A 17,553-nucleotide genomic window follows, 5' to 3' on the forward strand; every position below is an offset into this window, starting at 1 on the left:
CCACCGGCCGTGTCGCGCGGCCGCCCGGAGGCGAGCCGCGCGACAGGCGCGTGGACGGGCCGGTGTCAGGCCGTTCTCGCCTTCGCCGGCTCGTGTCCGCGCGCCGCCGGGATCGTGACCTGCACCGGCTCGGTCCCCGCCGCGCTGTGCCGCTCGGCCCAGTTCTCCAGGGCGGTGCGGCAGGCGTGGTCCAGGTGGTGGAGGCCGGAGAGGTCGAGGCGGACCGGGCGGTCCTGGGGCAGCGACTCCAGGCTGTCCAGGATCTTCGGCAGCCTCAGGAACGTGGCGTTGCCCGAGAGGTGGGCCTCGACCGGCCCCGCGCCCTTGTCCACGACCTCCAGGCGGATGTGCGAGGCCTCCCACGCCGTCTTGACCACGGCCAGCGCCAGGCCGATCAGCACGCCCTCGAACATGCTGACCGCCACGATGGACACGGCGGTGACGGACAGGATCAGTGCCTCGCCCCGGTTCTCCCGCCACAGCGCGGCCAGCGTCCGCACCGGCACCAGCTTGGCGCCGGAGTGGATCAGGATGCCGGCGAGGGCCGGGATCGGGATGTACGCGAGCACGCCGGGCAGCAGCGCGGCGAACAGCAGCAGCCACACGCCGTGCAGCACCCGGGAGGCCTTCGTGCGGGCGCCCGCCTGGACGTTGGCCGCGCTGCGCACGATCACCGCGGTCATCGGCAGCGCGCCCAGCAGCCCGCACACCGTGTTGCCGGTGCCCTGGGCGATGAGTTCCCGGTCGTACCGGGTGCGCGGACCGGAGTGCAGCCGGTCCACGGCCGCCGCACTGAACAGCGACTCGGCCGACGCGATCAGAGTGAAGGCGACGATCGTGCCGAGGACGCCGACGCCGGCCAGTTCGCCGAAGGCGCTCACCGGCGGCGGCTGGATCGAGCCCAGCAGCCCCTTCACCTCGACCGTGGCCACCGGCAGGTGCAGCAGGTACGCGGCCAGGGTGGCGAGACCGACCGCGGCCAGCGGACCCGGCAGCGTGCGCACCCTCGCCGGGGCGAGCTTCCACAGCACGAGCACCGCGACCGTGCCCGCGCACACCGCGAGGGAGGCGAGTGCCTTTCCGTCGCCGAGGGCGTCCAGGAGCGCGCGGGGCAGTCCGGCGATCTTGCCCAGACCGGAGTCGGGCGCCTTCGCCGCCAGCGCCGGGAACAGCTGTCCGGCGATGAGCACCAGACCGATTCCGGCCAGCATGCCCTCCACGACGGAGACCGAGATGGCGCGGAACCAGCGGCCGAGCCCCAGGGCGCCCATGGCCACCTGGAGCAGGCCGGCGGCGAGCACGATCACGCCGAGCACGGGCAGGCCGAACTCCTTGACCGCCTCGAAGACGAGCACGGTCATGCCGGCCGCGGGCCCCGACACCTGGAGGCTGCTGCCGCGCATCAGCCCGGTGACGATGCCGCCCACGATGCCGGTCACGAGGCCCAGTTCGGCCGGGACACCGGAGGCCACGGCCACCCCGACGCAGAGCGGCAGGGCGACCAGGAAGACCACGAGGGACGCGGCGAAGTCGTGCCGGAGGTGAGGGAAACGGGAGGTGAGGCTGCGGTCACTGGTCATCGGCGCGCTCACAGGGACTCGAAGGTGTCGGTCTGCGGGCGGTGCGTCCGTACGGCGCCGGTGTGCACCTCGTAGTACCAGGCGTGCAGGCCGAGCACGCCCTGGGCCAGCCTCCGCTGGACGCAGGGGTACGAGCGCAGCCGCAGCAGCTGGGTCAGGACGTGGCTCTGGACGCCCTCGGCGACCTCCGGGTCCTCGGCCGCGCCGGCCGGGCGCGGGGTGGCGTGCGCGAGCCAGTCGCGCACGGCGGGTACGGCGGTGAGGTCGTCGCCGCGCACCAGTGCGCCGACCGCGCCGCAGTGCGAGTGCCCGCAGACGACGATGTCGCGGACGCCGAGCACCTCGACGGCGTACTCGATGGTGGCGGCCTCGCTCGTGGGGTGCCGCGAGGCGTGGGGCGGGACGATGTTGCCCGCGGTGCGCAGCTCGAACAGCTCGCCGGGGCGGGCGCCCGTGATCAGGGCCGGGACGACCCGGGAGTCGGAGCAGGTGATGAAGAGGACCTGAGGGGACTGGCCTTCGGCGAGCTTGGCGAACTCCTCAGGGCGCTGTCCGAAGGTACGGGCGTTGTCGATGAGGGGCTGCATGCGTGTGGGTTCCTCCTGGCGCGCCGCACCGGCGCGTCGGACGTGCACGACGGTTGTGGGGGGAGAGCGGCACGAACCTCAGCAGCGGAAGACCTGAAGCGCTGCCGGGGTGTGCGCTCTGGAGGTGCCGGGGAGGGCGTGCCGCGGGGCGCCGGAGGTGTCCGACGGGTCCGCCTCGGCCGCCCGGCCGGGTATCAGCGGGTGTTCCTGGGCCCAGCCGGAGGCCGAGCCGCGCTGCCGGTCACGGACGTGCGGAAGGCCCACGGGTCCACCCGGGCGGCCCGGATCGCGGAACGTGTCCGCCCCGTCGCGCACCGGCATGGCGGGGGAGGGGTTTCCGGGCGCGGCCATGGCCAGTGGCTGACCGGCCGTGTGCGCGGCTGCGAAGGTTCCCGTGGGGGCGAAGAGGTGAAGCGCGAACAGTGCCACGGCGAGGAGGGCGAACAGGGCCCGGGCCGTCGGACCTCGGAACATGCGCCCCCCTTCGTCACATCCGCATCTCTTGTGCGCACCAAGCACTGGTCAATGATTGGTCAAGAAACACGTTAACCCTGCAAAGTCCTTTGCAGGGTCAACTGCGCGTCACACGCGCAAGACAGCGTGAAAAACGCGGGTCGCGTGGCGTGAAGCCGCCCTTGACCCGTGCGGGCTTGATCGTCTAAGGGCCCCTAGGAGCCGACGAGTCCCTTCGCGTCGCGGGCCAGCGCCGTGAGCCGGGATATCGCGCGGAAGTACTTCTTGCGGTAGCCGCCGTTCAGCATCTCCTCGCTGAACAGCTTGTCGAACGGCATCCCGGAGGCCAGTACCGGGACCTCGCGGTCGTAGAGCCGGTCCGCGAGGACCACCAGCCGCAGCGCCGTCGACTGGTCCGGCACCGGCCGCACACCGGTGAGGCACACCGCCCGCAGTCCGTCGGTCAGCGCGCCGTACCGGCTCGGGTGCACCTTGGCCAGGTGGTCCAGCAGGTGCGGGAAGTCGTCCAGCGAGGCGCCCTCGGTGGCGTACGCCGCCTTGGTCACGGCCTCGTCGCCGAACGGCGCCGGCGCCTCGGGCAGACCGCGGTGGCGGTAGTCCTCGCCGTCGATGCGCAGGGCGCGGAAGTGGGCCGAGAGGCCCTGGATCTCGCGCAGGAAGTCGGCGGCGGCGAACCGGCCCTCGCCCAGCTTGCCCGGCAGGGTGTTGGAGGTGGCGGCGAGCGCCACGCCCGCGTCGACCAGCTTGCCGAGCAGCGTGGACACCAGGACCGTGTCGCCCGGGTCGTCCAGCTCGAACTCGTCGATGCACAGCAGGCGGTGGCCGCTGAGTGTCGCCACGGTCTGCTGGAAGCCGAGCGCGCCGACCAGGTTGGTCAGCTCCACGAAGGTGCCGAACGCCTTGAGCGCGGGCTCTGCGGGAGTGGCGTGCCACAGCGAGGCGAGCAGATGGGTCTTGCCGACGCCGTAGCCGCCGTCCAGGTACACCCCGCGCGGTCCGGCCGGGGTCTTCGGCGCCCTGGACCTGCCGAACCCGAAGAAGCCGCGCCTGCCGGCGCCGGAGGCGTGCGCCCCGCCGAGCCCGGCGGCGAAGCCCTCCAGGACCCGTACGGCCTCGGTCTGGCTGGGCTGGTTCGGGTCCGGGATGTAGGTGGAGAAGCGCACCGAGTCGAAACGCGGCGGCGGCACCATCTCGGCGACCAGCCGGTCCGCGGGCACATGCGGCTCGCGGGCGCACAGGGAGAGGGGGCCCGCGTCGGTCACGGGGCTGGATCCGGGGGCGGAGGTGGAGGACGACACGGTTACCCATGCTAAGCGCCGTGTCACACTGCACGACATGCGACGCCTGTTCCCTGTGACCGACGAAACAGCAGCCCAGGACTCCGGCGGGGCCGTGGCAGGGGGAAGCGGGGCCTCCGGGACCGGTGCCGCCGGCGGGCCGGGCCGGCCTGCCGGGGCCGACGCCCTGGTGAACCGTGAGTGGACGCTCGCGGAGCTGGCCGCCGCCTACGCCTACCCCACGCCGGAGCCCGGCGCCCCGCGGCCGTGGCTGCGGGCCAACATGGTCTCCTCGCTCGACGGCGCCGCCCAGCACGAGGGGCACTCGCAGCCCATCTCCAGCGCCGCCGACATGCGGATCTTCGGCACGCTGCGGGCGCTCGCCGACGTCGTCGTGGTCGGCGCCGAAACGGTACGGCAGGAGGGGTACCGCCCCGCCAGGGCGCGGGCCGAGTTCGCCGGCGCGCGCACGGCCGCGGGGCAGGGCCCGGCCCCGGCCATCGCGGTCGTCACCGCGAGCCTGGAGCTGGACTTCTCCCTCCCGCTGTTCACCTCGCCGCTGGTCCCCACCCTCGTCCTGACCGGAGCCGCCGCGGCCCCCGAACGGGTCGCCGCTGCCGAGAAGGCGGGCGCCCGGGTGGTGGTGGCCGGCGAGGGCATGGGCGTCGAGCCCGCCCGCGCGGTGCGCGCTCTCGCCGAGCTCGGCCACACCCGGCTGCTCACCGAGGGCGGCCCCCGGCTGCTCGGCCAGCTGATCGCCGCGGAGGTGCTGGACGAGCTGTGCCTCACGGTCTCGCCGACGCTGACCGCCGGGGACGCGCAGCGCATCGCGGGGGGTCCCTCGGTCGCCGTTCCGCGCCGGTTCGGTCTCCTCTCCCTCCTGGAGGAGGACGGATTCCTCTTCGGCCGTTACCGTCGGTCCTGAAATGGGCCGTCGGTCCGGAAATAGGTGGAATATACCGTTCCGGTCAGCTTCCGAAGGGCAGACTTAGTCCGGCAGTACCCGTGCGATCACGGGGAAGGATGGTTTCCGCAGGGGCCCTGTCCCGGGCCCACGGAGGAGAAGAGGCGTTGGGTGTTCACAAGCGTTCTGATGATCGAGAAGGCCCTGACGTCCGCCGACGTGGAGTTCGTCACCACCTTGCACGGAGACGAGCAGGTGGCCTTCCACGTGCTGCTCCAGCCGCGCGGCGACCAGGCGGACCGCCTGCTGCGGGCCATCGACGACATCGCGCTCGGTGAACTCGACGATGCCGTGCGCGAGGGCGGGACGCCGGAGGGCGACGAGGCCCGGAGCGTGGGGCAGCAGGCCCTCGACGTGTCGTTGCAGGCGCTGCGCTCCGCGGGCAGCCGGGCCGAGGGGCGGCTCGTCGAGGATCATCCGCTGGACGCGCTGAAGTCGCTGGTCGGCGAGGTGGGGGCGGACGAGGTGATCGTGCTGACCGACCCCCACTACGTGGAGGAGTTCTTCCACCGGGACTGGGCCTCCCGGGCCCGGCACAAGGTGGGCGTGCCGGTGCTCAAGCTGTTCTCGCACAGCAAGGCGTAGCCGCACCGCGGGCCGCCCCCGGGCCCTTGCGGGGCGGGCGGTGCCCGAGCGCATAGGCTAGGCCCGCTCTCGTACGTACCGTCTCTGGGGAGAAACGCATGGCACCCGGCCTTCCTACCGCCATGGACCGACCGCACTTCATCGGCATCGGCGGCGCCGGGATGTCGGGGATCGCCAAGATCCTCGCCCAGCGCGGGGCGAAGGTCGCCGGCAGCGACGCCAGGGACTCGGCGACCGCCGAGGCGCTGCGCGCGCTCGGCGCCACCGTGCACATCGGGCACGCCGCCGCGCACCTCGCCGAGGACGCGAGCTGTGTCGTGGTGTCCTCCGCCATCCGCGAGGACAACCCGGAGCTCGCCCGCGCCGCCGAGCTGGGCATCCCGGTGGTGCACCGCTCCGACGCGCTCGCCGCGCTGATGGAGGGGCTGCGCCCGATCGCGGTGGCCGGCACCCACGGCAAGACCACCACCACCTCCATGCTGGCGGTCTCCCTCACCGCGCTGGGCCGGAAGCCGTCGTACGCCATCGGCGGCGACCTGGACGCGCCCGGTTCCAACGCGCTGCACGGCGAGGGCGACATCTTCGTCGCCGAGGCCGACGAATCGGACCGCAGCTTCCACAAGTACGCGCCCGAGGTCGCCATCGTCCTCAACGTCGAGCTGGACCACCACGCCAACTACGCCTCGATGGACGAGATCTACGAATCCTTCGAGACGTTCGTCGACCGCGTCACCGAGGGCGGCACCCTGGTCGTCTCCGCCGACCAGGAGGGCGCCCGCGAGCTCACCCGGCGCGTCGCCGGCCGTGCGGTGCGGGTGGTGACGTACGGCGAGGCGCGGGACGCCGACGTCCGGGTGCTGTCCGTGGTGCCCCAGGGCCTCAGGAGCGAGGTGACGGTCCTCCTGGACGGGCGCGAGCTCACCTTCACGGTCTCCGTGCCCGGCCGCCACTACGCCCTCAACGCCGTCGCCGCGCTCGCCGCCGGTGCCGCGCTCGGCGTCCCGGCCGCGGAACTCGCGCCCGCGCTCGCCGCGTACACCGGGGTCAAGCGGCGCCTGCAGCTCAAGGGCGAGGCGGCGGGCGTCCAGGTGATCGACTCCTACGCCCACCACCCGACCGAGATGACCGCCGATCTGGAGGCCATGCGCGCCGCCGCCGGCGACGCCCGCATCCTCGTCGTCTTCCAGCCGCACCTCTTCTCCCGCACCCAGGAGCTGGGCAAGGAGATGGGACAGTCGCTGACGCTCGCGGACGCCTCCGTCGTGCTCGACATCTACCCGGCCCGTGAGGACCCGGTCCCCGGGGTGACCAGCGAGCTCATCATCGAGGCCGCGCGCGCCGCGGGCGCCGACGTGACGGCCGTGCACGACAAGGCGGAGATCCCCGCGGTGGTCGCGGGAATGGCGAAGCCCGGTGATCTCGTTCTCACCATGGGCGCGGGCGACGTGACCGACCTGGGCCCGAAGATCCTGGACCGCCTGTCGCAGTGAAGGGGCTGAGGCTCATGTCGTACGACGTCGAGAAGCCGGACGAGGAGTGGCGCGCGGAGCTGACTCCGGCGGAGTACGCCGTGCTGCGCCAGGCCGGCACCGAGCCGGCGTTCACCGGTGAGTACACGGACACCAGGACCACGGGTGTCTACTCCTGTCGCGCCTGTGGCGCCGAGCTGTTCACCTCGGACACCAAGTTCGAGTCGCACTGCGGCTGGCCGTCGTTCTTCGACCCGAAGGACACCGACGCGGTGGAGCTGATCGAGGACCGGACCCACGGCATGGTCCGCACCGAGGTGCGGTGCTCCCGGTGCGGCTCGCACCTCGGGCACGTCTTCGCCGGCGAGGGGTATCCCACCCCCACTGACCAGCGGTACTGCATCAACTCCATCTCCCTGCGGCTGGAGCCGGCAGAGGGCTGACCGGGCCCGGTGGCACCGGCCGCGGCTGGTGCCCCGCCCGCTCCGGTTTGAGATTCTGTGAGGGTGTTGGGTGTGGCGCGCTGGATCCAGTCCCGCCGCAGGCCCGTGCCCCTCGGTGCCGGCCGTCGTGAGGACGGCGGCGCCTCGGCGGCCACGGAGCCCGCAGCGCCGATCGGCGCGCTGCGGGACGCCCTCGCCGGGCTCGGCACGACCCTGGACGAGGCCACCACCTGCGCCGAGCTGGCCCGGGCCGTCGTGGTGCTGGCCGGCGGAGCCGCCGCCGTGCTGCGCCGCACCGGCGACGCCCCCGCCGGCTACGAGGCCGTGGCCGGCGACGCCCGGCTGCTGCCGGACGCCCGCCGGGTCGCCGCCGCGGTGCGGGAGACGGGCCCACCGACGGTGGACGCGAACGCCGCCGCATGGCTGGAGCCATCGTCCGGCGGCCGCTCGGGCGGCGCCCTCTGTACGCCCCTGACCAGCGGCGACGAGATGTACGGCGTGCTGGTGTGGGCGCGGGACGCCGGGCTGCCGAGCGAGGGCGAGGCCGAGCAGCTGGCCCTGCTCGCCGAGCGCGGTGCCTCCCACATCCGGCACGCCCGCGCCTACGAGGACGTCAGCCGCACCGCCGGCGACCTGCAGCGCGCCCTGCTGGCCAGCCCCGGCCGGCCGCATCCGAACCTGGACGTCGCCATCCGCTACCTCCCCGTCGGCGGCAGCGCGCTGGTCGGCGGCGACTGGTGCGAGACCGTACGACTGCACTTCGGCCGCACCCTGCTGGTGGTCGGCGATGTGATGGGCCACGGTCTGGAGGCCGCCGTCGACATGAGCGCCTACCGCTCCTCCCTGCGCTACATCGCCGCCTCCGACCTGCCCCCGCACCGCGTGCTGCGGCAGATGGACGACATCGCCTCCGGGGAGGCGGACCGCAGGCCCGCCACCTGTCTGCTCGCCCGCGTCGATCCGGGACGCGGCCAGATGACGCTGGCCAGCGCCGGTCATCTGCCGCCCGTGCTGATCACCCGGGACGGCGGGACGACGCAGCTGCCCGTCCCCGTCGGACCACCGCTGGGCACCGGACTCGGCGGATACGAGTCGGCCACGCACGTACTGGCCCCGGGCGAGACCCTGGTGCTGTTCACCGACGGGCTGGTGGAGCGCCGCGGCGAGGACATCGACCACTCCCTCGCCCGGCTGTCCGCCCTCCGCTTCCCCGTCGGCAAAGGGGTCGACGACGTCCTGGAGACGATCGTCGACCGGCTGGACGCCGGCCATGCCGAGGACGACGTGGCGGTGCTCGCGGCCCGTCCGCACCCGCGCGCTCAGGACACGCCGCAGGAGGTCTGAACCGGCCGCCACATGATCTACGAGGCGCCGAAACACTCGCGGTCTAGACTCTCCCCGCAACGGCCTGCGCATGACGACCGTTGCCGAGACCGGGCGAAAGCTGCCAAACCCGAAGGGTACTCGGCGTTTTGATACGGATAGATTCAGTCACCAAGCGGTATCCGGACGGCACGGTCGCGGTCGACCGACTGTCGCTGGAGATACCGGACCGCGCGATCACCGTCCTCGTCGGGCCCTCCGGCTGCGGCAAGACGACGACCCTCCGGATGATCAACCGGATGGTCGAACCCACTGAGGGCAGCATCCTCCTCGACGGCCGCGACATACGGCAGCAGCCGGTCAACACCCTGCGTCGGTCGATGGGTTACGTCATCCAGAACGCCGGGCTCTTCCAGCACCGCACCATCCTCGACAACGTCGCCACCGTGCCCCGGCTGCTCGGCCGCAGCAAGCAGCAGGCACGCGCCCGGGCCGCGGAGCTGATGGAACGGGTCGGCCTGGACACCTCGTTGGCCAAGCGGTACCCCTACCAGCTCTCCGGCGGCCAGCAGCAGCGGGTCGGCGTGGCCCGCGCGCTCGCCGCCGACCCGCCGGTGCTGCTGATGGACGAGCCCTTCTCCGCCGTCGACCCCGTGGTCCGCAAGGGCCTGCAGGACGAACTCCTGCGCATCCAGGACGAGCTGGGCAAGACCATCGTCTTCGTCACGCATGACATCGACGAGGCGATCAAACTCGGCACGATGGTCGCCGTACTGCGCACCGGCGGCCGGCTCGCCCAGTTCGCCCCGCCCGCCGAACTGCTCAGCGCGCCCGCCGACTCCTTCGTGGAGGACTTCCTCGGCGCCGACCGCGGCATCCGCCGGCTGTCCTTCTTCCCGTCCGCGGAACTGGAGTTGGAGACCGCGCCGCTGGTGGGGATCGACGCGGACGCCGAACGGCTCGCCTCCCGGGCCACGGCTCCCTACCTCCTCGTCACCGACTCCGACGGCAGGCCGCTCGGCTGGAGCGAGCCGGACCGGCTCACCGCCGGCGAGATCGACCGCGAGCGGCTCATCGACCACGGCCGTCCGTTCGTGCCCGGCACCGACTCGCTGCGCGCGGCGCTCGACGGGGCCGTGCTGTCGCCGACCGGCTGGGCCGTCGCCGTGGACGACGCGGGACGTGCGGTCGGCGTCGTCTCCCAGCAGGTCATCGGGGAGGCGATCCGGGCCGCCCACAGCCGGGTGGCCGCGGACGCGGCGGTGAAGGCCGCCCCATGAACGGCTTCTTCGACCTCCCGAGCGACCTCCAGTACGGCTACCTGGGACTCGTCGGCCTGCATCTGCGCGAGGGCCTGCTGCCGGTGCTGGCCGGGCTCCTCGTCGCCCTGCCGGTGGCCCAGCTCTGCGTCCGCTTCCGCTGGGTCTACCCACCCGTCCTCGGCGTCACCACGGTGCTCTACTCCATCCCCTCGCTGGCCTTCTTCGTCGTCCTCATCGACTACTTCGGCCAGAGCGAGACCACGGTGATGGTCCCGCTCGCGATCTACAGCCTGGTGGTGCTGGTCCCGGCGATCGTGGACGGCGTCCGCTCGGTCCCGCCGGAGACCCTGGCCGCCGCGCAGGCCATGGGCTTCGGTCCCGTACGCCGTTACGCGCAGGTCCAGTTGCCCATCGCGGTGCCCGCGATCATCGCCGGACTCCGGGTGGCCACCGTGTCCAGCCTCTCCCTGGTCAGCGTCGGCATGCTCATCGGCAACCAGGGCGCCCTCGGCAACATGCTGTACGCCGCCACCACGTACCACCGGCCGGCCCTGGCCGTGAACTCGGTGCTCACCACGGCGGTGCTGGGCGTCCTCGCCGACGCCCTGCTCGTCCTCGTCCGCCGCCTCCTCACCCCCTGGATGCCGACGAAGGGTGCCACCCGGTGAACGTACTGAACTTCGCGCACGCCTTCTTCGGCGACGCCTCCCACTGGCAGGGGTACGACGGCATCCCCACCCGGCTGGTCGAGCACGTCAGGTACTCGCTGGAGGCCCTCCTCCTCGCCGCCCTGATCGGGCTGCCCGTCGGACTGATCACCGGGCACTACGGGCGCGGCGGCAACGCCCTCGCGCTGATCGCCACCGCCGGGCGGGCGCTGCCCAGCTTCGGTCTGCTGGTGCTGATGTTCATCTGGATCGGGTTCGGCCTGCTGCCCGTCATGATCCCGCTGGTGGTGCTCGCCGTACCGCCGATCCTGGTCACCACCTACGAGGCGGTCCGCTCCGTGGACCCCTCCCCGGTGGACGCCGCGCGGGGCATGGGCATGCCAGAGGCGCGGGTGCTGTTCCAGGTGGAACTGCCGGTCGCGCTCCCGCTGATCCTGAGCGGACTGCGCACCGCGGCGATCCAGATCGTCTCCACGGCGACCATCGCCGCCTACGTCAGCCTCGGCGGTCTCGGCCGCTACATCATCGACGGCCTCTACCAGCGCAACTACGAGAAGGTCGTGGGCGGCGCCACCCTGGTCGCCGGTCTCGCCCTCGCCACCCTCGCGGTGTTCTGGGCGGCGTCCCGGCTCACCGTGTCGCCCGGGGTGCGCCGCGGCGGCTGACGCCAACCGCCCCGGCGGGCGCACCTCTTGGAATCCGTACGGCTCGGCCCGTGTGAAGAGGCCGTTACAAGGCATCCGCCCTATGCCCACAACTGACCACAGATCGAGGCCAATCGGTGCCCCGGGGCACTTGACTGACCGAGAACAGGCTGGATTGGATCAGCAAGTGACTTATACGACCCTTATCAGCAGGTCCATCCGGAGGAACCGAGGCGCGGCGGTCGTCGCCCTCGCGGCGGCGACGGCCCTGCTGGCGGGCTGCTCCTCCAACGACAAGGCCGACGACCCCCTGTCGGAAGGAAAGGCGAGCGGCGACGGCGTCGTCGTCGGCTCGAACAACTTCCCCGAGAGCACCCTGCTCGCCGACATCTACGGCGAAGCGCTCAAGGCCAAGGGGATCAAGGTCACCTACAAGCCGAACATCGGCAGCCGTGAGACGACCTACGGCCTGATCAAGAACGGTTCCATCTCGGTGCTGCCGGAGTACAACGGCGCGCTGCTGGCCTATCTCGACCCGAAGGCCACCCCGAAGACCGCGGACGCCACCACGACCGCCATCGAGGCCAAGCTGGACTCCAGGCTGACCCTGCTGGAGCCCTCCACGGCACAGAACAAGGACTCGGTCACGGTCAACGCGGCCACCGCGAAGAAGTACCACCTCACCGAGCGGTCGTCGATCGCCGACCTGAAGGACATCGCCAAGGACCTGGTCATCGGCGGCTCGCCGGAGTTCCAGACCCGGCAGCAGGGCCTGGTCGGCCTCAAGTCCGTCTACGGTCTCCAGTTCAAGTCCTTCAAGGCACTGGACGCGGGCGGCCCGCTCACCCAGGCGGCGCTCAAGAAGGACGCGGTGCAGGCCGCCGACCTCTTCACCACGGACCCGACCATCAGCAAGGAGAAGTTCGTCGTCCTCCAGGACCCGAAGAAGCTCTTCGGCTTCGAGAACGTCCAGCCGCTCGCCTACAAGGGCGCGCTGAACCAGAAGGGCGTCGACGCGCTCAACGCGGTCTCCGCGAAGCTGGACACCGCGACCCTGCTGGACCTGGACACCCAGGTGCAGACGGAGAACAAGGATCCGCTGGACGTGGCCAAGGCCTGGCTGAAGTCCGCCGGACTCGGCTGACCCCGCCGTGCCGGCCGCCGGCCGGCACCGTCGCGCACCGGGGACGGGGGCGCGGACCACGCCGTGGTCCGCGCCCCCGTGCCGTCGTCAGGCCCGGATCAGAGGTCGAACTCGTGGGGCGGCAGGTCCAGCGTGTAGCAGGCCTCGCGCACGACCGCCTGCTCGGTCTTGTCGAAGTCGCCGTCGGCGCCGCCGATCACGATGCCGATCTGGATGACGGCACGCGCCTCGGCGGGCTTCTTCTTCGCCTTGGCGACCTCCTGGAGCACGCTCACCTTGCCGAAAGCGAAGTCGGTCGTCAGCTTGCCCAGGTTCTCCTCGAAACGGCGCCGCAGGTCGTCCGCCGGGAAGTTCTGCAGCACCTCGTTGGTGGAGATGAGCTGGGCCACCCGCTGCCGCTCCGACGGGTCGACGGTCCCGTCGGCCGCCGCGACCAGCGCGCACATCGCCATGCTCGCGTCGCGGAACGCGCCGCTCTTCAGGTCGTTCTTCTTCGCCACCAACTGGGTCTGCATCTGCGACGCCGACTCCTTGAAGCGGTCCCACAGGGCCATGCGCACTCCTCGTATCCCCGGCCGGCTGTTCAGCATGCCGACAGCAACTTCTACAGCACCGTAGAAACTTCCGGGGCGGCCGGGAAGTTCCGGAGATCAGGACCGAATCCCCGCAGACACGCGTCGGCGGCGGCCGATGCGGGGCTCCTGGTCCGGGAGCCAGCCGAAGGTGAGGCAGCTGCCGGTCACGCCGAGGAGGAGACCGAGGAAGAAGCCGCCCAGGTTGGAGGTGAGCCAGGTGCCCAGGGAGAGCAGGACACCGGTGACGGAGTAGAACAGCCGCTGGGTGGGGTTGACGAGGACGAGCAGGCCCAGCAGCAGCATCAGCGTCGGCAGCAGATAGCCGGCCAGGCCCTGCATGCCGATGTGCATCACGACCTTCAGCGAGGCCTTCTCGGTGAGCAGGATCTCGCCGCCGCCCAGGGCGAGCAGCAGCCCGCCCCAGAACGGCCGGCGGGCTCGCCATCCGCGGAAGGCGAGCCTCGGTTCCCGGCGTGGGCGGTCCGGCACGGCGGTCAGCAACCCGATTCGCTGAACCGGAGTTTGAGCCCCGGCAGCTTGAACACGCCAGCGGTCGTCGCGTAGTTGGTCTGCCGCAGATTGGCTATGCGCACGGTGTCCGCCTGCTGGCTGAAGACGCCGATCGGCCCCTTCACGCCCGCCTTGGTCAGCGTGCTCGCGTCGTTGCCGATCTCGATGTTGCCGAACGCCGCGTCACCCGTCAGCTCGGTGGAGTCGGTGGTCAGGTCGGTCGCGCTGACCTTCTCCGCCCCGCTGCCCGCGGTGATCAGCAGGTTGGTGCCGCCGAGGTCGACGCTCTGGCACAGCTTGGTGAGGGTGGCGTTCTTGATGGCGGAGGTGACCACGAGCACCTGACCGCCGGTGTCCCCGGCGTTGGGGCTGCCGTCCGCCATGTTGTCGAGCCCGCCGAACTGCTCGAAACCGGTGCCGTTGAGCTCGGTCGCGGTCACCGTGAACGGCATGCCGGAGATCGCGAACTGGACACCGAGCGCGCCCTGCGCGGTGAGGACCGCGAGGCCCGCGAGGACGAGTGTGGCGGGCACCGCCATCACCGCCGCCCGGCGGGCCCGGACGCGTCCGCGCCGCTCGCCGCCTCCGCTGCCGGAGACGGCGGTGCTCGGCACGTCGGACGAGGCACCCGGGTCCGGGTTCTCGGGGGTGCTGTCTGCGGACGGGACGTCCGGGGACGAGGCCATGTCTGCTCCCAGGGGGCATGAAGGCGATGCGGATCGGGCTTCCGTGGCACGGTGTCCTGGCGCGGACAGCGGCTGCCGCTCACGCACTCCTCGCACTCCCTGCGGACGCAAGGGCTTTCTGACGGCGTGGGGGCGGCCTGCGAGGAAGTTACCGCCGGTTACATCAGGGGGTCAATACAGATGTGAGAAAAGGGTGTCGGATGTGCGCGACCCGCGCTCGCGACCGCCAACAGCCCTTGTAGTGCTTGACGTTGACGTGGCATCAGGTTTACAACTTCACCTGTTTCCGCGGATCCGTGGCGCCGGGTCCGCCGAGCGGTACCGGCCGCGTTCCCGGCCCCGTCATGGCGACGCTTCCGCCGGTCCACCGCAATCGCTCACGCACCCGCACGGCAGTCGTTCCTCGCCGCGGCTCCGGCACGGCCCCTTCCCCCCGGGCCGGCCGGTGTCCGCCCGTGTCCCGCTCGTCGGCCGGAGGTTCACCCCCCGGGGCCTCCGGCCGGCGCCCGGCCTGCCGCCGTCGTGGGTCCGCCGCGTACGGAGAAGGCGCGACGGCCCCGCGCCGGCGGCATCACCCGTACGGCCCGTACAGCGCACGTCACCTCGTCCGAACCCCACTCAGGAAAGAGGCACCCGCATGCGTACGCGATCCCTGCTGGCTCTCGCCGGTACCGCCACCGCGCTCGCCCTCACGGTGGCCGCACCCGCCTCCGCCGACGGCACCGCCGTCCTCACCACCGGCGGCGCCGGCGGCACGGCCGCCGCGGCCGGTGACGTACTGACCGCGCCCCTCGCCTCGGGCACGTCCGCGAACTTCTACTCCAGCGCGACCGGCACCAGTGGCGTCAAGTGCACGTCGTCCCAGTTCACGGCCACCGTCACCGACAACCCGAGCGCGCCGGGCACGGCCACCGAGTCCGTCACCGCGCACACCTTCGACAGCAGCACCTGCACCAGCAACGTCATCGGTGTCCTCGGGGTCAACGGCACCACCATCGACAACCTGCCCTACACGGCGACGGAGGCCTCCGACGGCACCCTCTCCGTCCTGCCGCCGAGCGGCTCCGTCGTCCAGGCCACGGTCAAGCTGCGCACCCTGCTGGGCAGCGTCTCGTGCGTCTACCAGGCGGCCGGACTGACCGGCAAGGCCGACAACGCCGACAGCAGCATCACCTTCACCAACCAGCAGTTCACCAAGAGCTCCGGCTCGTCGCTGTGCTTCGCCAACGGCTACTTCACGGCCAAGTACGCGCCCGTCACCGACGGCGGAGCCCCGGTCTACGTCAACTGAGCCGCAGGCCGACGCGGTTCAGCGCCGCCGCAGGCGCAGGGCCAGGGCGGCGCCCCCGGTGAGCACCAGCACCGCGGCGGCGCCGCCCGCCAGCAGGGGGGCCGAGGGCCCCGAGCCGCCGCGCGTCGCCTCCGCCACGGGGGCGGCGTCCGCGGCGGCGTCGCTCTTTTGTGAACGCTCCTCGGCCGACGGCGTGGCCGACGCCACCGGCGCCGGGCTCTTCGCCGGGGAACCGCCCTCGGCCGAGGGCTTGCCGGCCCGGGGTGACGGCTTCCCGGACGCCGGGGCCGTCGCCCCACCCGTGGCCCGCGCGGCGCCGGCCGCCGTACCGCCCCCCGGAAAGACCACGTCGGAGCACGAGTAGTAGGTGTCCGGCGTACTGCTGTTCTGCCAGATCGTGTACAGCACCTGACGGCCCGTCCGGTCGGCCGGCAGCTTCACCCCGAACCGATAGGCGCCGTTCCGCAGCGGTGGGTCGGTGATCTCGGCGAAGGGCCGCTCGGGCAGGTCGGACCACTTCAGCGGCTTCGCCGGGTCGTAACCGGGCCGGGTCAGGTACAGCCGGAACGTGCCCTCGTGCGCGATCGTCGAGGCGTACGTCATCGTCAGCCGGCCCCCGGGGGTCAGCCGGGTCGCCGGCCAGTCCCGCCGGGCCAGGTCGAGGCCCCGGTACGCGGGCAGGTTTCCGCTGCACAGCCGGCCGTCCGGAATCACCTGCCGGTCCCGCCCTCCCACCCCGGCCACCCGCAGGTTGTCCCACGCCGTGAACGGAGCGCCGTTCGCGGCGACCGCGGCCCCGCACGCCGCCGAACGGGCGGCGGCGCCGCCCTCGGGGGAGCAGGCGTAGACCCGGCTGACCGGGTCGGTGGGGGCTCCGTGCGCCAGGGCGGGCCCGGCCGTCCACGGCAGCAGCAGGAGCGGTGCCGCGGCGGCGGCCGCCGTGACGCCCAGTCGGGCGGTGTTCCGAGTCATCGGGGACGTCTCCTGGGCAGGCGCGGCAACGGGGGCTTCCGGAGTCCTGTACGGCGCGTGCGCCCCCCGTGTTCAGCGCAACGGCCGGGCCGCCGCCCAGGGGGGCGCGCAGAACCGACCGGTTCCACTGCTTCGCGCCCCCCGTGCGACCCCGTTGAGGTGCGCCCCGTCCGCCTCGTATCGTGGCGATCATGGGTGCGGCACCCGTCGCCCGGCGGCTGCCGGGAACAGCCGCGCCACGAAGGGGGGAGCCGTTCTGGTCTCGTCCGCGCACGGGCCGCCGAGCGTCCCGACGGCGGCCGGACGTACGGCTGACACGTGTCCCGCCGCGAGGACCCGGCCCGGACTCCCGCCGTCCTCCCGTGAGTTATCGTATGCAACGGGTGAAAAACAAACCGCATGTCCCGTTCGTTGGAGTCGCGAGGAAGGGTCACACGATGGCGAGGCAGTTACGTGCTGAGCAGACCCGGGCAACGATCATCACGGCTGCCGCCGACCTGTTCGACCAGCACGGCTACGAGTCCACCAGCCTGAGTGACATCGTCGCGCACGCGAAGGTCACCAAGGGTGCGCTGTACTTCCACTTCGCCGCCAAGGAGGACCTGGCCCACGCCATCCTGGAACTCCAGGCCGACGCCGCCAGGAAGCTCGTGAACGAGGTCGAGGGACGCGGCTACTCCTCGCTGGAGTCCTTGATGCGGACCACCTTCGGCATCGCCCGGCTCGCCGTGGAGGACCCCGTGCCCCGCGCCGGACTCCGCCTGGCCACCGCGGACATAGCGGTCCGGCCCCCCATGCGCCACCCCTTCACCGAGTGGCTGGAGTTCGCCACCCGGAAGTTCACCGGAGCCGTCCGGGAGTCCGACGTGCACGGCGACCTGGACGTCGGCATGGTCGCGCACTCCCTCGTCTGCTTCTTCGTCGGCACCCGGGTCGCCGGCCGCTCGCTCGAACCGGTCGGACGGCTTCCGCGCCGGGTCGCCGAGATGTGGCACCTGATGATCCGGGGTCTGGTCCCGGTGCACCGCCGCCCCCGCTACGTCAGCCTCGCCACGCAGCTGGAGCGGGAGATCAGAACCGCCTGACGTGCGGGGTACGG

General features: G+C 72.2%; 19 protein-coding genes. 11 read left to right on the top strand and 8 right to left on the bottom strand.

Translation table 11 applies throughout. The features are described from left to right. Nucleotides 1-65 precede the first annotated feature (65 nt). From ACF08B_RS13640 to zapE, 4 genes are all read right to left on the bottom strand, one after another. Nucleotides 66-1,580, bottom strand: a complete 1,515-nt coding sequence (locus tag ACF08B_RS13640) for a SulP family inorganic anion transporter (protein WP_392317485.1) — start codon at nt 1,578-1,580, stop codon at nt 66-68. An 8-nt stretch (nt 1,581-1,588) separates the two neighbouring features. Next, nucleotides 1,589-2,167, bottom strand: a complete 579-nt coding sequence (locus tag ACF08B_RS13645; RefSeq protein ID WP_392317486.1) for a carbonic anhydrase — start codon at nt 2,165-2,167, stop codon at nt 1,589-1,591. A 78-nt stretch (nt 2,168-2,245) separates the two neighbouring features. Continuing rightward, nucleotides 2,246-2,641: a hypothetical protein gene (locus ACF08B_RS13650; RefSeq protein WP_392317487.1), complete on the bottom strand. Its 396-nt coding sequence runs from the start codon at nt 2,639-2,641 to the stop codon at nt 2,246-2,248. Nucleotides 2,642-2,835: 194 nt separating this feature from the next. Then, the gene (gene zapE / locus ACF08B_RS13655; RefSeq protein ID WP_392317488.1) at nt 2,836-3,939 is read right to left on the bottom strand and encodes a cell division protein ZapE; all 1,104 of its coding nucleotides are present in this window, start codon (nt 3,937-3,939) and stop codon (nt 2,836-2,838) included. A gap of 37 nt (nt 3,940-3,976) precedes the next feature. Here zapE and ACF08B_RS13660 point away from each other — a divergent pair, with 37 nt between their 5' ends. The 9 genes from ACF08B_RS13660 (at nt 3,977) to ACF08B_RS13700 (ending at nt 12,420) form a co-directional block, all read left to right on the top strand. Then, nucleotides 3,977-4,843, top strand: a complete 867-nt coding sequence (locus tag ACF08B_RS13660; RefSeq protein WP_392317489.1) for a pyrimidine reductase family protein — start codon at nt 3,977-3,979, stop codon at nt 4,841-4,843. Nucleotides 4,844-4,993: 150 nt separating this feature from the next. Then, a complete protein-coding gene (locus ACF08B_RS13665; protein ID WP_093473862.1) occupies nt 4,994-5,467 on the top strand; it encodes an indole-3-glycerol phosphate synthase in 474 nt (157 codons plus the stop codon). A 98-nt stretch (nt 5,468-5,565) separates the two neighbouring features. Then, nucleotides 5,566-6,957: a UDP-N-acetylmuramate--L-alanine ligase gene (gene murC, locus ACF08B_RS13670; RefSeq protein WP_392317490.1), complete on the top strand. Its 1,392-nt coding sequence runs from the start codon at nt 5,566-5,568 to the stop codon at nt 6,955-6,957. Nucleotides 6,958-6,971: 14 nt separating this feature from the next. After that, on the top strand, nt 6,972-7,379 hold the full coding sequence (gene msrB / locus ACF08B_RS13675; protein WP_392317491.1) for a peptide-methionine (R)-S-oxide reductase MsrB: 408 nt from the start codon (nt 6,972-6,974) through the stop codon (nt 7,377-7,379). Nucleotides 7,380-7,451: 72 nt separating this feature from the next. After that, the gene (locus ACF08B_RS13680) at nt 7,452-8,723 is read left to right on the top strand and encodes a PP2C family protein-serine/threonine phosphatase (protein WP_392317492.1); all 1,272 of its coding nucleotides are present in this window, start codon (nt 7,452-7,454) and stop codon (nt 8,721-8,723) included. A gap of 128 nt (nt 8,724-8,851) precedes the next feature. Continuing rightward, nucleotides 8,852-9,982 carry an ABC transporter ATP-binding protein gene (locus ACF08B_RS13685; RefSeq protein WP_392317493.1) on the top strand — a complete coding sequence of 377 codons (1,131 nt, stop codon included), beginning with the start codon at nt 8,852-8,854 and terminating at the stop codon, nt 9,980-9,982. Beyond that, on the top strand, nt 9,979-10,632 hold the full coding sequence (locus ACF08B_RS13690) for an ABC transporter permease (protein WP_392317494.1): 654 nt from the start codon (nt 9,979-9,981) through the stop codon (nt 10,630-10,632). Before ACF08B_RS13685 ends, ACF08B_RS13690 begins: the two co-directional genes overlap by 4 nt. Continuing rightward, nucleotides 10,629-11,297 carry an ABC transporter permease gene (locus ACF08B_RS13695; protein WP_392317495.1) on the top strand — a complete coding sequence of 223 codons (669 nt, stop codon included), beginning with the start codon at nt 10,629-10,631 and terminating at the stop codon, nt 11,295-11,297. The genes ACF08B_RS13690 and ACF08B_RS13695 overlap by 4 nt, the downstream gene beginning before the upstream one ends. A gap of 166 nt (nt 11,298-11,463) precedes the next feature. Further along, nucleotides 11,464-12,420 carry an ABC transporter substrate-binding protein gene (locus ACF08B_RS13700; RefSeq protein ID WP_392317496.1) on the top strand — a complete coding sequence of 319 codons (957 nt, stop codon included), beginning with the start codon at nt 11,464-11,466 and terminating at the stop codon, nt 12,418-12,420. Between the two features lie 98 nt (nt 12,421-12,518). On the opposite strand, the gene ACF08B_RS13705 is transcribed toward ACF08B_RS13700, so the two are convergent. The 3 genes from ACF08B_RS13705 to ACF08B_RS13715 all read right to left on the bottom strand — a co-directional run bounded on the left by ACF08B_RS13705 (nt 12,519) and on the right by ACF08B_RS13715 (nt 14,191). Then, nucleotides 12,519-12,974, bottom strand: coding sequence for a tellurite resistance TerB family protein (locus ACF08B_RS13705; RefSeq protein ID WP_093697846.1), 456 nt, complete (start codon nt 12,972-12,974; stop codon nt 12,519-12,521). A 96-nt stretch (nt 12,975-13,070) separates the two neighbouring features. After that, nucleotides 13,071-13,484 (bottom strand): DUF6114 domain-containing protein, encoded by a 414-nt coding sequence (locus ACF08B_RS13710; protein ID WP_392317497.1) that lies wholly within the window; start codon nt 13,482-13,484, stop codon nt 13,071-13,073. A 5-nt stretch (nt 13,485-13,489) separates the two neighbouring features. Beyond that, entirely contained in the window at nt 13,490-14,191 is a 702-nt protein-coding gene (locus ACF08B_RS13715) for a DUF6230 family protein (RefSeq protein WP_392317498.1), read from the bottom strand. A gap of 637 nt (nt 14,192-14,828) precedes the next feature. Here ACF08B_RS13715 and ACF08B_RS13720 point away from each other — a divergent pair. Further along, nucleotides 14,829-15,482, top strand: a complete 654-nt coding sequence (locus ACF08B_RS13720) for a Tat pathway signal sequence domain protein (RefSeq protein ID WP_392317499.1) — start codon at nt 14,829-14,831, stop codon at nt 15,480-15,482. Nucleotides 15,483-15,500: 18 nt separating this feature from the next. Here ACF08B_RS13720 and ACF08B_RS13725 read toward each other — a convergent pair whose 3' ends face one another. Further along, the gene (locus ACF08B_RS13725; protein ID WP_392317500.1) at nt 15,501-16,454 is read right to left on the bottom strand and encodes a lytic polysaccharide monooxygenase; all 954 of its coding nucleotides are present in this window, start codon (nt 16,452-16,454) and stop codon (nt 15,501-15,503) included. A gap of 437 nt (nt 16,455-16,891) precedes the next feature. Between ACF08B_RS13725 and ACF08B_RS13730 the strand changes: the two genes are divergently transcribed. Further along, the gene (locus ACF08B_RS13730; RefSeq protein ID WP_392317501.1) at nt 16,892-17,539 is read left to right on the top strand and encodes a ScbR family autoregulator-binding transcription factor; all 648 of its coding nucleotides are present in this window, start codon (nt 16,892-16,894) and stop codon (nt 17,537-17,539) included. Nucleotides 17,540-17,553: the final 14 nt, after the last annotated feature.

The sequence above is a fragment of the Streptomyces sp. NPDC015139 genome (assembly GCF_043079785.1).
Lineage (GTDB): Bacteria > Actinomycetota > Actinomycetes > Streptomycetales > Streptomycetaceae > Streptomyces > Streptomyces albidocamelliae.